This window comes from Novosphingobium sp. ERW19, from assembly GCF_012641315.1.
Classification (GTDB): domain Bacteria; phylum Pseudomonadota; class Alphaproteobacteria; order Sphingomonadales; family Sphingomonadaceae; genus Novosphingobium.
This window is the reverse complement of record NZ_JABAIC010000017.1, coordinates 16,978-31,630: the sequence shown is the minus strand read 5'-3', so window position 1 is coordinate 31,630 and position 14,653 is coordinate 16,978. Positions and strand designations below refer to the sequence as shown.

At 63.1% G+C, this 14,653-nt stretch carries 12 protein-coding genes; 10 read left to right on the top strand and 2 right to left on the bottom strand.

Going from position 1 to position 14,653, the window contains the following annotated elements:
- Positions 1-29 precede the first annotated feature (29 nt).
- Positions 30-1,580 (top strand): cryptochrome/photolyase family protein, encoded by a 1,551-nt coding sequence (locus tag HGI46_RS20710; protein WP_168905689.1) that lies wholly within the window; start codon positions 30-32, stop codon positions 1,578-1,580.
- A 90-nt stretch (positions 1,581-1,670) separates the two neighbouring features.
- A complete protein-coding gene (locus tag HGI46_RS20705; RefSeq protein ID WP_168905688.1) occupies positions 1,671-3,218 on the top strand; it encodes a hypothetical protein in 1,548 nt (515 codons plus the stop codon).
- 30 nt (positions 3,219-3,248) lie between these two features.
- Here the strand turns inward: HGI46_RS20705 and HGI46_RS20700 are convergent, their stop codons facing one another.
- Together HGI46_RS20700 and ada are read right to left on the bottom strand one after the other, a co-directional pair.
- Positions 3,249-4,118, bottom strand: coding sequence for a type II CAAX endopeptidase family protein (locus tag HGI46_RS20700; RefSeq protein WP_168905687.1), 870 nt, complete (start codon positions 4,116-4,118; stop codon positions 3,249-3,251).
- Positions 4,119-4,121: 3 nt separating this feature from the next.
- Entirely contained in the window at positions 4,122-5,168 is a 1,047-nt protein-coding gene (gene ada / locus HGI46_RS20695) for a bifunctional DNA-binding transcriptional regulator/O6-methylguanine-DNA methyltransferase Ada (protein ID WP_168905702.1), read from the bottom strand.
- Positions 5,169-5,320: 152 nt separating this feature from the next.
- Between ada and HGI46_RS20690 the strand changes: the two genes are divergently transcribed.
- From HGI46_RS20690 to HGI46_RS20655, 8 genes are all read left to right on the top strand, one after another.
- Positions 5,321-6,877 carry a serine protease gene (locus HGI46_RS20690; RefSeq protein WP_240946928.1) on the top strand — a complete coding sequence of 519 codons (1,557 nt, stop codon included), beginning with the start codon at positions 5,321-5,323 and terminating at the stop codon, positions 6,875-6,877.
- Positions 6,878-7,044: 167 nt separating this feature from the next.
- Positions 7,045-7,599 carry a F0F1 ATP synthase subunit delta gene (locus HGI46_RS20685; RefSeq protein ID WP_168905701.1) on the top strand — a complete coding sequence of 185 codons (555 nt, stop codon included), beginning with the start codon at positions 7,045-7,047 and terminating at the stop codon, positions 7,597-7,599.
- Positions 7,600-7,630: 31 nt separating this feature from the next.
- Complete coding sequence (atpA, locus tag HGI46_RS20680) at positions 7,631-9,160, top strand: F0F1 ATP synthase subunit alpha (protein WP_168905685.1); 1,530 nt, start codon at positions 7,631-7,633, stop codon at positions 9,158-9,160.
- Between the two features lie 60 nt (positions 9,161-9,220).
- Positions 9,221-10,093 (top strand): F0F1 ATP synthase subunit gamma, encoded by an 873-nt coding sequence (locus HGI46_RS20675; protein ID WP_039335060.1) that lies wholly within the window; start codon positions 9,221-9,223, stop codon positions 10,091-10,093.
- Positions 10,094-10,121: 28 nt separating this feature from the next.
- Positions 10,122-11,564, top strand: a complete 1,443-nt coding sequence (gene atpD, locus HGI46_RS20670) for a F0F1 ATP synthase subunit beta (RefSeq protein ID WP_118074159.1) — start codon at positions 10,122-10,124, stop codon at positions 11,562-11,564.
- A gap of 47 nt (positions 11,565-11,611) precedes the next feature.
- On the top strand, positions 11,612-11,869 hold the full coding sequence (locus HGI46_RS20665) for an ATP synthase F1 subunit epsilon (protein ID WP_039335066.1): 258 nt from the start codon (positions 11,612-11,614) through the stop codon (positions 11,867-11,869).
- Between the two features lie 288 nt (positions 11,870-12,157).
- Positions 12,158-13,546, top strand: coding sequence for an aminomethyl transferase family protein (locus HGI46_RS20660; protein WP_168905684.1), 1,389 nt, complete (start codon positions 12,158-12,160; stop codon positions 13,544-13,546).
- Positions 13,547-13,812: 266 nt separating this feature from the next.
- Positions 13,813-14,652, top strand: coding sequence for a beta-etherase (locus tag HGI46_RS20655; protein ID WP_168905683.1), 840 nt, complete (start codon positions 13,813-13,815; stop codon positions 14,650-14,652).
- The last annotated feature ends 1 nt before the right edge of the window (position 14,653 follow it).

Here is a 14,653-nt window from a genome sequence, read left to right as displayed (position 1 = left end):
CGAAACCGCCACTCGGCCATTCCGCAAGGATGACCGGCCCCGTTCTCGTTCCCATCCTCGGCGACCAGCTTTCGCCCGACATCTCCAGTCTTGCCGACCGCAGGCCTGAGGACACCGTGGTCCTGATGATGGAAGTGGTCGAGGAGACCACTTACGTTCGCCACCACAAGGCCAAGATCGCGCTGATCCTCTCGGCCATGCGACACTTCGCCGAGGAATTGCGCGAAGCTGGCTGGATGGTCGATTACGTCCGCCTCGATGCCCCTGAAAACACCGGCAGCTTCACCGGCGAAGTTGCCCGCGCCATAACACGCCACAACGCACGCGGCGTGCAGGTTACCGAGCCAGGCGAATGGCGCGTACGGCAGGCAATGGAGCAGTGGCGCACGGACCTCCCCGTTCGCGTTCGCATCCTGCCCGATACCCGCTTCATCTGCCCCCTCCCCGACTTTTTCGAGTGGGCTGCAGGTCGCCGCGAATTGCGCATGGAGTGGTTCTACCGGGAGATGCGCCGCAAGACTGGGCTGCTGATGGATGGGGACAAGCCGGTCGGTGGCCGCTGGAACTTCGATGCGGAGAATCGCGGTGGCCCCGAAGCTGGCCTCGCCCCACCGGGGCTGCCGGCATTCAAGGCTGACGACACGACGCGCGAAGTGCTCGAAATGGTTTCAACCCGCTTCGCAAGGCACTTCGGCTCGCTGGATAAATTCGCTTGGCCGGTAACCCGTGCCGAGGCCGAGCAGGCGCGCGACGCTTTCCTCAAGGACCGACTGCCATTGTTCGGCAAGTATCAGGACGCGATGGTGTCGGGACAGGATTTCCTGTTTCACGCAGCGCTCTCGCCTGCGATCAATATCGGCCTGCTCGACCCGCTTGACCTGTGCCAGCGCGCCGAAACGGAATGGCGCGAAGGCCGCGCACCGCTGGAAGCCGTCGAAGGCTTCATCCGCCAGATCATTGGCTGGCGGGAGTATATCCGCGGAATGTACTGGTTGGAAATGCCGGGGCTCGCCGATGCCAACGGCCTTGATGCCCACCGTCCGCTCCCCGAATTCTACTGGACGGGCGACACGCCGATGCACTGTATCGCCGAATGCGTTCGCACCACTCGGGACAATGCCTATGCCCATCACATCCAGCGGTTGATGGTGCTCGGCAATTTCGCGCTGCTTGCCGGCCTTGCCCCCCGCGAAGTGGCCGAATGGTATCTGATCGTCTTTGCCGATGCCTATGAATGGGTCGAACTGCCCAATGTGGCGGGCATGATCCTTCATGCCGACAAAGGCCGTCTGGCGTCGAAACCCTATGCAGCCAGCGGCGCCTACATCGATCGCATGAGCGACTACTGCGGCAAATGCACTTTCAACGTGAAGCAGAAGACCGGCCCCGCTGCCTGCCCGTTCAATGCACTCTACTGGCACTTCCTTGCACGGAATGAAAAGCGGCTGGCGGGTTACCATCGGCTCGCCCAACCCTATGCGACATGGCGAAGGATGAGCGAAGAGCGGCGTCATGAATACATCGCCAGTGCCGAGGCTTTCCTGGACAGTCTTTCCGACCAGCCATCAACTTGGGGCTGAAATCGATCCGGTGACGATTGTGCTTGCCGATAATGCCAGAATGAAGGACTGCTCTTCCTAAGTGGTTTGACATTGGGTGGTAGATCCGGCGTGAATATTTCTGCGTTCAAGAATTTCCTGCGGACCATCGCCGTAGGCGCAAGCATCTTTGCAGCAGCAACTACACCAGCCGCCGCAGAAAGCTGGTACAGACTCAACTCCCGCCATTTCGCGCTGCATAGTGCAGGCAGCGTCGAACTTGCCACGAAGTTGTCAAATGACCTCGAACGATTCGATTTTCTGGTACGGCAGATGTTCGGCATTCCGGATGATCCCAATGCCATGCCGCTGCCGATCTACTTGCTGCCGAACAAGGCTGCGGTCGGCGCAATGTACAAGGTCCCGGAGGTAGCGGGGTTCTTCTCGCATGACATCGAAGGCCGCTTCATCGTTTCGCATCGCGAAGTCGCCATGTCGGAACTCGAACTCGGTGCCCAGACTACCTTGTTTCATGAATACGCCCACTTCCTGATGTTCCGAAACTTCCGCTTCGCCTATCCCTCGTGGTACGTCGAAGGCTTTGCGGAGTATCTTTCCACCGTCGAATTCGACAGTCAGGGCCGCTTCGACCTTGGCCGCCCGGCCCGCCATAGAGCGTGGAGCCTTGCGCGGGACGACATGCCTCTGACCGATGTGCTGGCCGGCAAGCAGGGGCGCAATTCGGATCTGTTCTACGGCAAGTCCTGGCTGCTGGTGCACTTTCTCAGCACGAGCCAGGAGCGCAAGGGCCAGCTCGGCAATTACCTCTCGCTCGTGGCAGGGGGAATGCCGCCCGACCAAGCCGGCACCGCGGCATTCGGCGACCTCAAGAAGCTGGATCGTGAACTCGACAAGTACATGCGCGGCAGCATCAAGTTCTCACGCTCCGCCACGCCCTTGCCGCAACCGGCAGCTCCAGCCCTCGAACGCCTGTCGCCGGTCGACTCGGCCATTGTGCCGCTGCATATCATGCGCTTCATCGACAAGCGCGAGGAAGAGGCGCTTGGCGAACTGCGCCAGATTGCCATGGCGAATCCCCAGTCTGCCAATGCTGCCTACGAGGTAGCCAGAGCGGCACAGGCGCTCGCAAACAATACCGATGATACGGCTAAAGAGATTGCGTTGTGGAACGAGGCCGAGAAGTTCAACGAACTGGCGTTGAAACTCCAGCCCGGGATGACGCGGGCTAACCTTCTGAAGGGCGAAATCGAGATGCACAGGCTCGAGAACGTGTCCATCAGGGCGCCCGAGCGGTGGACAGCGGCCAGAAGCTGGATCCGCAAGGCCAGCGACGCGTCACCTTACGATTCCTTCGCGTTCTGGACGCTGTTCCAGAGCTACAGCGCCGAGACGGCGCAAATACCGGGCCAGGCGCGCTACGCCTTGCGGCGAGCGCTCGAACTGGCGCCAGAGGCCAGCAGCATTCGCGCAGCCTTTGCCTGGGACCAGGCGAACCAGGGGCGATTCGATGACGCTATCGCCCACGCCCGCATTCTCGCCAACGATCCTCACGGCGGGCCGTACGGCAAGTCGCTTCTCACTCGGATAGAGCGTTGGAAGTCGACCGGACAGGTGGAGAAACCTTGCTCGGCCGATGACGAGGCCTGCGCAGAGGACTGAAGCCCTGGCGCCGGCGAACTGAAAGGTCCGTCAGCGCCGCGCCCACATGGGCGGCCTTATACCGCCCTCACGAATGACGCGCAGAAGCAGGAGCAAGCCCGCGCCGGTCGCCACCAGCATGGCGATCACGCTTGCCTCCAGGCCGAACGCGCCGCCGGTCAGCCAGTCAGGTCCGTTGCGGGTCGTTATCAGCAGGCCCTCGGGCGCATTGCCCCCTGATACCGGCACGCTGAATACCCACCCTTGGGTGAAATTCCACGCGGCATGAATGCCGATCGGAATCCACAACCGTCGCTTCCAGAGGTATGCCGCGCCCAGCAGGACGCCGGCCTCCATTGCAATCGCAAAAGCGGCAAACAGGCTCGCCCCGTCGTTGGCCAGGTGCGCTGCACCGAACAGCGCCGAGGTCACAACCAGCGCTGTCCAGGTGCCAAGCATTGCCTCGACGTGCCGCAGCAGTATGCCCCGGAACAGAATCTCCTCGATCGTCCCCGAGGTGACCGCCATCACCAGCATCGCCCACAGCGCGCCAATGCCATTCACGCCTTCGACGGACAGTCCGCCCAGCAGCGCGACAATCCCCGTCATCAGGGTGAAAAGTGCGCCGCCGATCAGAATTCCAAGCGGCAGGTCCTTGGTCATGGCCGCAAGCGGAAGATCGTGGGCCAACCGCCGCTCGATCCAGCGAGTGCAAGCGAGGTAGACCAGTATTGCCAGAACAGCCACGCCAAGGCCGCCAAGGAAGTAGCCGGGCGTTCCGTGCGGAAACAGACCCTTCAGACCAACCGTCGCAGCAGACGCAGCCATGGCGACGGCAAGGAACTCGAGAATCATCAGCGTCAACGGGAAGGCAATGATCCTTCGCAAGATGCCCGGTCTTGCCGTCTGAAGATCGTCCATGCCTTACCCCCGGTTGGTTTCGCGCTCCTTGTCGAGCAATCGCTGCTTGATCTCAAGCCCATAGGCATAGCCGCCAAGCGAGCCGTCCGAGCGGATCACGCGATGGCACGGGATCAGCACCGCCACGTTGTTGGCCCCGTTGGCCGATCCCGCCGCGCGCACCGCGCCGGGCTTGCCGACCGCTGCGGCGATTTCGGCATAGGAGCGCGTCTCTCCCGTTGGAATGGCCCGGAGTGCCTGCCACACCGCTTCCTGGAAAGCAGTGCCCTTCACGTCGAGCGGGATATGCGAATGGTCTCCCGGCGTCTCCACCGCCGCAATCACTTGCTCAAGCAGGCCTGCGAAATCTTCGCCGCCCTGCTCCAGCGCGGCATTGGGAAAGCGCGCACGCAAAGTCGCCGCGTCCTCGTTGAAAGACAGTCGGCAAATGCCGCGTTCTGTCGCCGCGACCAGCATCGCGCCCAGCGAGGTCGGCACCACTGCCCAGCGGATCGTCACGCCGCGCCCGCCGTTTGCCCAAGCCGAAGCCGTCATGCCCAAGCGCTCCTCTGCCGCAGCGTAAAATCGCGAAGGTCCGGAAAACCCGGCGTCATAGATCGCATCGCTGATCTTGCCCGCGCCCGAAAGCGCTTCAGTCATGCGCTCCTTCTGCAGCGCGCGCGCATAGGCCGCGGGCGAAAGCCCGGTCGCCTTTGCAAAAACCCGCTGAAAGTGCGTTGGCGAATAGCCGCAGCGCTCGGCAAGGTCGGCAAGCGCCAAAGGCTGCCCCGCCGCCTTGATCGCCTCGATCGCCATCAACACCGCGCGTTCATCGCGCGAAACGTCATCGGGCGAACAGCGCAGACATGGGCGCAAACCGGCCTCTCTCGCCGCAACCCCGTCGGAAAAGAACTGGACATTGGCACGACGTGGATGCCGGGCCGGACAGGATGGACGGCAATAGATGCCGGTGCTCAGCACACCGGTGACGAAACGCCCGTCAAAAGCGCGATCGCGCGCCAGCACAGCACGCCAGGCTTCATCGTCGGGAATGTCCGCAGTTGCGCCCATGTCCTGTCGATAATGCGCAGAACGATCTCGGCAAGCCTGTGTCACATCGCGCATCGCTTCGTCTCCTCGTTGTGGAGAGAATCTGGCCACACTGCGCCACCAAAGCGTCCCGCACCTTGCGGTCAAAGCAAATCAGCGCAAAAAGCGCCTCCATGCGTGTCGCCAAACAGTTAATCGCCTTTCTGGTTGCCCTACTGGCGCTTGGATCCGCACCGGTCGCTCTTGCCGACCCCGCGGACATCAGCGCGGCAAGCCGATCCGTGGTTCGCGTGGTGATCATCGAAAGCGACGGGGATCGGGCCCGGCTGATCACCCATGGCACAGGATTTGCCGTAACCCCGAACCTGATCGTCACCAATGCCCACGTCGTCGAAGAGCTGCGCGGGGACGACACGCTCATCGCTGGCGTCGTCCCGGCGGAAGGCCGCAACGGCTATCCGGCCAAGCTGGTTGCCTATTCGCCCGGCAATGATCTTGCCCTGTTGCGCATCGAAGGTGGCGGCACCCTTACGCCGATCACGCTCTTTCCCGGCGCACCAACGGACGGTTCGGAAGTCTATGCCGTCGGCTATCCCGGCAACGTCGATCTGGCGCAGGGGCTATCGATGGCCGATCTTGTCACGCCGCAGGAAGCGGTCAAGACGCGCGGCTATCTGTCAGGTGGGCGCTCTTCGCGGTCATTCGATACCCTGTTGCACACCGCCCCACTGGGATCGGGCAACTCGGGCGGCCCACTGCTCGATTCCTGCGGCCGCGTGATCGGCGTCAACTCCTTCGGCACGGTCAGCGACAACAGCACCGATTCGTCGTTCTATTTCGCCATTTCGATGCGCGAGCTCTCGGCCTTCCTGCTCCGCGCCAAGGTTGATGTGCACAGCAGCGGCCTGCCCTGTCGCTCGATCGCGGACCTCGACCGCGCCGAAGCGCAACGCGCGGCGGGAGAGCAGGCGCGCATGGCCGCCGAACGCGACGCACGCGCGCAAGCCAGCCAGCAGCAGTTCGAAACTGCTCGCCGCGAGGCTGAAATGGCCGTCCTGTCCGAGCGCGACAACGGCATGGCCCTGGCTGCCCTGCTTCTCGTCGGCGCACTTGGCGCCGGTGGCTGGGGCATGGTCCAGGCCTCCAGACGCCGCGGCAAGTTCCAGCGTAAACACATCTTTGGAGCCGCAGCCTTGCTGGTGTCCGCCGTCGCTGTCTGGTTCCTGCGGCCGTCACTTGCATCGATAGACAGTCGCGCACGGGAAAAGCTCGAACAGCCACACACGTCTTCCAGCGCATCGGCAGCAGCACTCGATCGTGCCGGCTCCGGACGCATGATCTGCGTGCTCGATCCCGAACGGAGCCGCGTCACTGTTTCGGATATCACCGATGTTCCGATCGAGTGGACTGAAAGCGGCTGCATGAACGGAAAGACCCAGTACGGCCTCGCCAACGATGGCTGGAGCCGAATCCTTGTTCCGAATGGCGAGGAGACGGTCTCGGTGAATTCGTATGATCCACAATCCCGGACCTACACGGTGGAGCGGTTTCTGGTGGGTCTGGATGCCATGACCGAGGCTCGCGCCGCACGCGCCAGGCTCAATGCCCCCGCATGCGGCGCGGGCGAAGAAGCTGCCCGCCAGTTCGGCCAGAACCAGCAGTCGATCAAGGCGCTTCTGCCGCCTGAACCCAACGAACGGATGCGCTACAACTGCCAACCCGCTCCCTGATCGCCCCGCATAAGGAAAAACACGATCATACCTATGCACAAGAAGCCAAGTCGCATCTTGTCATATCGGCCTGACGTTGCTAGGCGCGCCCCGTCTGCAGGCCACCCGGTGTTCATCGCCGGGTAATGGTCTGCCTCGGCTTATCCTGGATGAAGGAACTTCGGCGCGTGGAGATTTCCAGCGGCATTACGGCCAGCCTGTCAGGGCGTTACGCCTCGGCACTGTTTGATCTGGCCAATGAGCAGGGCTTTGTGAACGCCGTCGAGGGCGATCTCGAGAAGCTCGATGCTGCACTGCGCGAATCGGCTGACCTCAAGGGCCTGATCGGCAACCCGCAGCTCGGCCGCGATGCAGCAGCTCGCGCGATGGATTCGGTTGCCGGCCTGCTCGGCCTTGGTGACCTGACCAGGAAGTTCCTCGGCGTGCTCGCTTCGAACCGCCGCCTCTCGGCCCTGCCCGACGTGATCCGCGCATTTGGCCAGATCGCTGCTGCCCATCGTGGCGAAGTCAGCGCCGAAGTCGCCAGCGCCCACCCGCTCGATGATGCACAGGTCGCCGCCCTCACTGAAAAGCTGAAGGCCCGCACCGGCAAGTCGATCAAGCTCAAGACCAGTGTCGATCCCGACATTCTCGGTGGCCTCGTCGTCAAGATCGGCAGCCAGATGATCGACAGCTCGATCCGCACCCGTCTCAATTCTCTCGCCCAGGCGATGAAGGCCTAACGGCCCGCACAGGTTCCAGGAAGGACAGAACATGGAAATCCGCGCCGCTGAAATCTCGAAGGTCATCAAGGACCAGATCGCCAGCTTCGGCACCGACGCCCAGGTCTCGGAAGTCGGGTCGGTTCTCTCGGTGGGTGACGGTATCGCCCGCATCCACGGTCTCGACAAGGTCCAGGCCGGTGAGATGGTCGAATTCGCCAACGGCGTGAAGGGCATGGCCCTGAACCTCGAAGCCGACAACGTCGGCGTCGTGATCTTCGGCTCGGACGCCGAGATCAAGGAAGGCGATGTCGTCAAGCGCACCGGCACCATCGTCGACGTGCCCGTCGGCAAGGGGCTGCTCGGCCGCGTGGTTGACGCTCTTGGCAACCCGATCGACGGCAAGGGTCCGATCGTCGACGCCACCCGCACCCGCGTCGAAGTCAAGGCTCCGGGCATCATCCCGCGCAAGTCGGTGCACGAACCCGTGCAGACTGGCCTCAAGGCGATCGACGCTCTCGTCCCCGTCGGCCGTGGCCAGCGCGAGCTGATCATCGGTGACCGCCAGACCGGCAAGACCGCCGTCGCGATCGACACCTTCATCAACCAGAAGGCCGTCAACGCCGGGACCGATGAAGGCAAGAAGCTCTACTGCATCTACGTCGCCGTCGGCCAGAAGCGCTCGACCGTCGCGCAGATCGTCCGCCAGCTCGAAGAAAACGGCGCGATGGAATACTCCATCGTCATCGCCGCAACCGCTTCGGAACCGGCTCCTCTGCAGTACCTCGCACCCTACACCGGTGCGACCATGGGCGAATTCTTCCGCGACAACGGCATGCACGCCGTGATCGTGTACGACGACCTTTCCAAGCAGGCCGTTGCCTATCGCCAGATGTCGCTGCTGCTCCGCCGCCCACCTGGCCGCGAAGCTTACCCGGGCGACGTGTTCTATCTCCACAGCCGCCTGCTCGAGCGCGCTGCGAAGATGAACGACGAGAACGGCGCCGGCTCGCTCACCGCCCTGCCGATCATCGAAACCCAGGCGGGCGACGTTTCGGCCTACATCCCGACCAACGTGATCTCGATCACCGACGGTCAGATCTTCCTTGAAACCGGCCTGTTCTATCAGGGCATCCGCCCGGCCATCAACGTCGGCCTGTCGGTGTCGCGCGTTGGCTCCTCGGCCCAGACCAAGGCGATGAAGAAGGTTGCCGGCTCGATCAAGCTCGAGCTCGCCCAGTACCGCGAAATGGCCGCCTTCGCCCAGTTTGGTTCGGACCTCGACGCTTCGACCCAGAAGCTGCTCAACCGCGGTGCGCGCCTGACCGAGCTGCTCAAGCAGCCGCAGTTCTCGCCGCTCGGCTTCGAAGAGCAGACCGCGGTGATCTTTGCCGGTACGCAGGGCTACCTGGACTCGGTGCCGACCAATCGCGTCACGGAATACGAAGCCGAACTGCTCAGCTTCCTGCGCACGCAGCACGCTGACCTGCTCGGCCTGATCCGCGACACCAAGGACCTTGGCGACGAAGCCAAGGGCAAGCTGGTCGCGGCGCTCGACGCTTTCGCAAAGCAGTTCGCCTAAGTCTTTGAAGTCAACGCCACCCCGTCCGGCGCGGCGGGGTGACGGATCAAGGGAGCCGTCATGGCCTCGCTGAAGGAACTCAAGGGCCGGATCAACTCGGTCAAGTCGACCCAGAAGATCACCAAGGCCAAGCAGATGGTCGCGGCGGCCAAGCTGCGCAAGGCGCAGGCGGCTGCCGAAGCCGCGCGCCCCTATGCCAGCCGCCTCGCGGAAGTCATGGGCAGCCTCGCCGCCAAGGTCGCAGGCCAGGATAACGGACCGCTGCTGATGCGCGGCACCGGCTCCGACCAGCGCCACCTCCTTGTCGTGGTCAACACCGACAAGGGCCTGTGCGGCGGTCTGAACTCGAACATCGTCAAGGAAGCCAAGCTGCAGGCGCGTGCGCTCGAAGCGGCGGGCAAGACGGTGAGCTTCTACCTCGTCGGCAAGAAGGGTCGCGCGCCGATCCGCCGTGACTATCCGAACGGCATCGCCGCCGGATACGACACCGGCAACGTGCGCACGCCCGGTTTCGACGAAGCCAGCGCCATCGCCCGCGAACTCCTCGAGATGTTCGAAGCCGGCAAGTTCGACGTCGCGCACCTTGTCGCGCCGGAGTTCAAGAACGCGCTGACCCAGCTGCCGGTCACCACGCAGATCATCCCCGTCCCCGCCCCGACCAACACCGTCGCCATCGACGCCGTGGTCGAATACGAGCCGGGCGAAGAGGAAATCCTCGAGGAACTGCTGCCGCGCTACGTCACCACGCAGCTGTTCGGTGCCCTACTTGAGCGTGAAGCCTCGGAACAGGGTGCGTCGATGACCGCGATGGACAACGCGACGCGCAATGCGGGCGAGCTGATCAACAAGCTCACCATCCAGTACAACCGCAGCCGCCAGGCCGCGATCACCACCGAACTCATCGAAATCATCGCTGGCGCCGAAGCGCTCTGACGACGACATAGAAGGCAAGGAAACAACAATGGCCACCGCAGCAGCTACCGGCAAGATCAGCCAGGTCATCGGCGCCGTCGTCGACGTCGCGTTCGACGGCGAACTCCCCGCCATTCTCTCGGCGCTCGAAACCGACAACAACGGCAACCGCCTCGTTCTCGAAGTCGCGCAGCACCTTGGCGAGAACACCGTCCGCACCATCGCGATGGACTCGACCGACGGCCTGACTCGCGGCCAGCCCGTGTCGAACACCGGCGCGCAGATCTCGGTGCCGGTCGGCCCCAAGACCCTGGGTCGCATCATGAACGTCGTCGGCGATCCGATCGACGAGCGTGGCCCGGTCGGTGCCGAGCAGACCGCTCCGATCCACGCCAAGGCTCCGGAATTCATCGAGCAGTCGACCGAAGCCGCGATCCTCGTGACCGGCATCAAGGTCATCGACCTTCTCGCTCCTTACGCCAAGGGCGGCAAGATCGGCCTGTTCGGCGGCGCCGGCGTGGGCAAGACGGTTCTCATTCAGGAACTGATCAACAACATCGCCAAGGGCCACGGCGGCGTGTCGGTCTTCGCAGGCGTCGGTGAACGCACCCGCGAAGGCAACGATCTCTACCACGAATTCCTCGACGCCGGCGTTATCGCCAAGGACGCCGATGGCAACCCGACCCCGGACGGCTCGAAGGTCGCCCTCGTGTTCGGCCAGATGAACGAGCCCCCGGGCGCCCGCGCTCGCGTCGCTCTGTCGGGTCTGACCATGGCAGAATACTTCCGCGACCAGGAAGGCCAGGACGTTCTGTTCTTCGTCGACAACATCTTCCGTTTCACCCAGGCGGGTTCGGAAGTGTCGGCACTGCTTGGCCGTATTCCTTCGGCCGTGGGCTACCAGCCGACGCTCGCCACCGACATGGGCGCGCTGCAGGAGCGCATCACCTCCACCACCAAGGGTTCGATCACCTCGGTGCAGGCGATCTACGTCCCCGCCGACGACCTTACCGACCCGGCCCCGGCCACCTCGTTCGCTCACCTTGACGCAACGACCACGCTGAACCGCGCCATCTCGGAACTCGGCATCTACCCGGCGGTTGACCCGCTCGACTCGACCTCGCGCGTGCTGACGCCCGCCGTCGTCGGTGAAGAGCACTACCAGACCGCTCGCCGCGTTCAGGAAACGCTGCAGAAGTACAAGTCGCTGCAGGACATCATCGCGATCCTCGGCATGGACGAGCTTTCGGAAGAAGATAAGCTCACCGTCGCCCGCGCCCGCAAGATCCAGCGCTTCCTGTCGCAGCCCTTCCACGTCGCCGAAGTGTTCACCGGCATCTCGGGCAAGTTCGTCCAGGTCGAAGACACCGTGCGTTCGTTCAAGGCAGTCGTCGACGGCGAGTACGACCACCTTCCCGAAGCCGCGTTCTACATGGTCGGCGGCATCGACGAAGCGGTCGAAAAGGCCAAGAAGCTGGCTGCTGAAGCCTGATTGAGCTAGCTCCCCGGGAAAGCCCCGGGGAGACCGAAAGGCAAGAGATGTCCCTTCACTTCGAACTCGTCACCCCGGCCCGCCTCGTCCGTTCGGAAGAGGTCCACATGGTGGTCGTTCCCGGCACCGACGGTGAATTCGGCGTGCTGGAAGGCCACGCGCCGTTCATGTCGACGGTCAAGGACGGAACGATCAAGGTATACAAGTCGGCAGGTTCGGCGCCTGAAGAGATCACGGTCCAGGGCGGCTTCGCCGAAGTCGGCGCCAAGGGCCTGACGGTTCTCGCCGAGCACGTCGAAGGCTGATCCGCCGAAACCGACACGCAGAAGGGCTGGTCCGCAAGGACCGGCCCTTTTCGTTTGCGTGATTGCGAAGACGAGCCTTCGACAAGCTCAGGCTGAGCGGGATTGGTTAGTGAACCGCCCTTTTCCAACACCCGCTCATCCAGCGCTTGTCGAAGGACGCAAAGCGCCACACTCCGTATGCAGCACATACAATTTTTCACCCATTTCAGCATTCCGAACTTTTCAAGCACGCGAAAATGAGGCATGACGAGTCCATATCCGTGAAATCGCATCGGGAGAGCTTGAGAAATGTCCCAGACCCTCGAACAGGTCATCCAGAACGCCGGTGACCTTGTAAACTTCGTCCGCAATCAGCAGGTCGGCCCCAACGTCTACCCCGGCGTCCCGGCAGAGTATTCGAACTGGCGCAACGAACAGTGGGCATGGGCGCATTCGGCGGTGCTCTACAACCAGTCGTACCACATGGTCGATCTCGCGGTTAAGGGACCTGACGCCTTCAAGATGCTCGAGCACCTCGGCATCAACTCGTTCAAGAACTTCCAGCCCGATCGCGCCAAGCAGTTCGTTCCCGTCACCCCGGATGGCTACGTCATCGGCGACGTGATCCTGTTCTACCTCGACGAGAACCACTTCAACCTCGTCGGCCGCGCGCCGACGATCGAATGGGTCGAATACCACGCGGCCTCGGGCAACTGGAACGTCACCGTCGAGCGTGACGAACGCTGGGCGATGCGCACCGATGGCAAGCGCAACTCCTACCGCTTCCAGGTCCAGGGCCCGAACGCGATGAAGATCATCGAGAAGGCCACCGGCAAAACCGCGCCCGACCTCAAGTTCTTCCACATGACTCGCATGACCATCGGCGGCAAGGAAGTGCGCGCGCTGCGGCATGGCATGGCCGGCCAGCCCGGTTTCGAGCTGATGGGCCCGTGGGAAGACTATGGCGCCGTCCACGCCGCACTGGTCGAGGCTGGCAAGGAATTCCAGATGGCGCTGGTCGGGGGTCGCGCCTACTCGTCGAACACGCTGGAATCGGGCTGGATCCCCTCGCCCTTCCCCGCGATCTACACCGGCGAGGCTCTGCGCCCGTACCGCGAATGGCTCTCGGCCAATTCCTACGAAGCCAAGTGCTCGGTCGGCGGCAGCTACGTGCCCGAAACCATCGAAGGCTACTACACCACGCCGTGGGATCTCGGCTACGGCCCCTTCGTCAAGTTCGACCATGACTTCATCGGCCGCGCCGCGCTCGAGAAGATGGCCGCAGAAGGCAAGCACCGCACCAAGGTGACCCTCGCGCTCGACAACGAAGACGTCATGCGCGTCCAGTCCTCGGCACTGAGCAAGGGCGATCGCGCCAAGTTCATGGAGTATCCGAGCGCTGTGTACTCGATGCACCCGTTCGATCAGGTCCTCGCCGATGGCAAGCTGGTCGGCCTCTCCACCTGGATCGGCTATACCGCCAACGAAGGCAAGTTCCTCACCCTCGCGATGATGGAACCCGGTTACGTCGAACCTGGCACCGAAGTCAGCCTGCTGTGGGGTGAACCTAATGGCGGCACCACCAAGCCGACCGTCGAAACCCACGTCCAGACCGAGATCAAGGCCACCGTCGCCGCCGTTCCCTACTCCGAAGTCGCCCGCGACAACTACGCCGAAGGTTGGCGCACGAAGAAGTAAGGACTTAGGGCAGCCAGCCCCAAAGCGAGAGCGCCGGCCCATCCCGACGGGTCCGGCGCTCTTTGCTTTCGCCTGCGCCCTGTCTTCGTCATCCCGGACTTGATCCGGGATCCCGCTTTTCTTCCAGCAGCGCGAGCTGCGGGAACAAGGCGGGGCCAAAATCAAGTCCGAGATGACGAGAAAACAGGAACCCAGCCAAGCGCAAATTTCGTTTGTGTTACTAACAAAATATGGCACAATCCCCGCAACAAGAACATGAGGATGCCATGGCCGCCAACAACACCATCACCTTCTACGACCTCGCCCTTTCCACCGGCGCGACGATCAGCCCCTTCGTCTGGGCAACCAAGTACGCGCTCAAGCACAAGGGCTTTGATCTTGACGTCGTACCCGGCGGCTTCACCGGCATTCTTGAGCGCACCGGCGGCAAGACCGAGCGCCTGCCCGCCATCGTCGACGACGGCGAATGGGTGCTGGATAGCTGGGGCATCGTCGAATACCTTGATGCCAAGTATCCTGACCGGCCAGCCCTGATCCCGCACGAAAGCGTCGCCGTCACGCTGAAGGCGCTCGACCACTGGTTCTGGAATGCTGCCGTGGGTCCGTGGATGTTCTGCTTCTGCGCAGACTACCGCGACCTGTCGGTGCCGGCAGACCATGAATACGTCACCCACAGCCGTGAGAAGATGCTCGGCCGCAAGCTTGAGGACGTGCAGGCCGGCCGCGAAGATCGTCTGCCGACCATCAGCGCCGCCCTCGAACCGCTGCGCGCTGCGCTTGGCCAGCACGAATGGCTTGGTGGCTCCGCGCCCAACTATGCCGACTACCGCATCATGGGCGGAATCCTCTTCACCGCCTCGGTCTGCAAGATCCCGGTGCTCGCCAATGACGATCCGCTCCGCCCGTGGATCGAACGCTGCCTCGATCTCTACGGCGGGCTTGGTCGCCACCCGGGCCTGTTTCCCCTGTTCGGCCTGGAACAACGTGAAGGCGATCCCGACCTGTTTACCCGCGCGGCGGGACAGGGCGGCATCTACAAGCGCAACACCGGCCCGGATTCGACCCGCGCAGAAACCCAGCGCATTACCGAAGGCATGAAGAAATAAG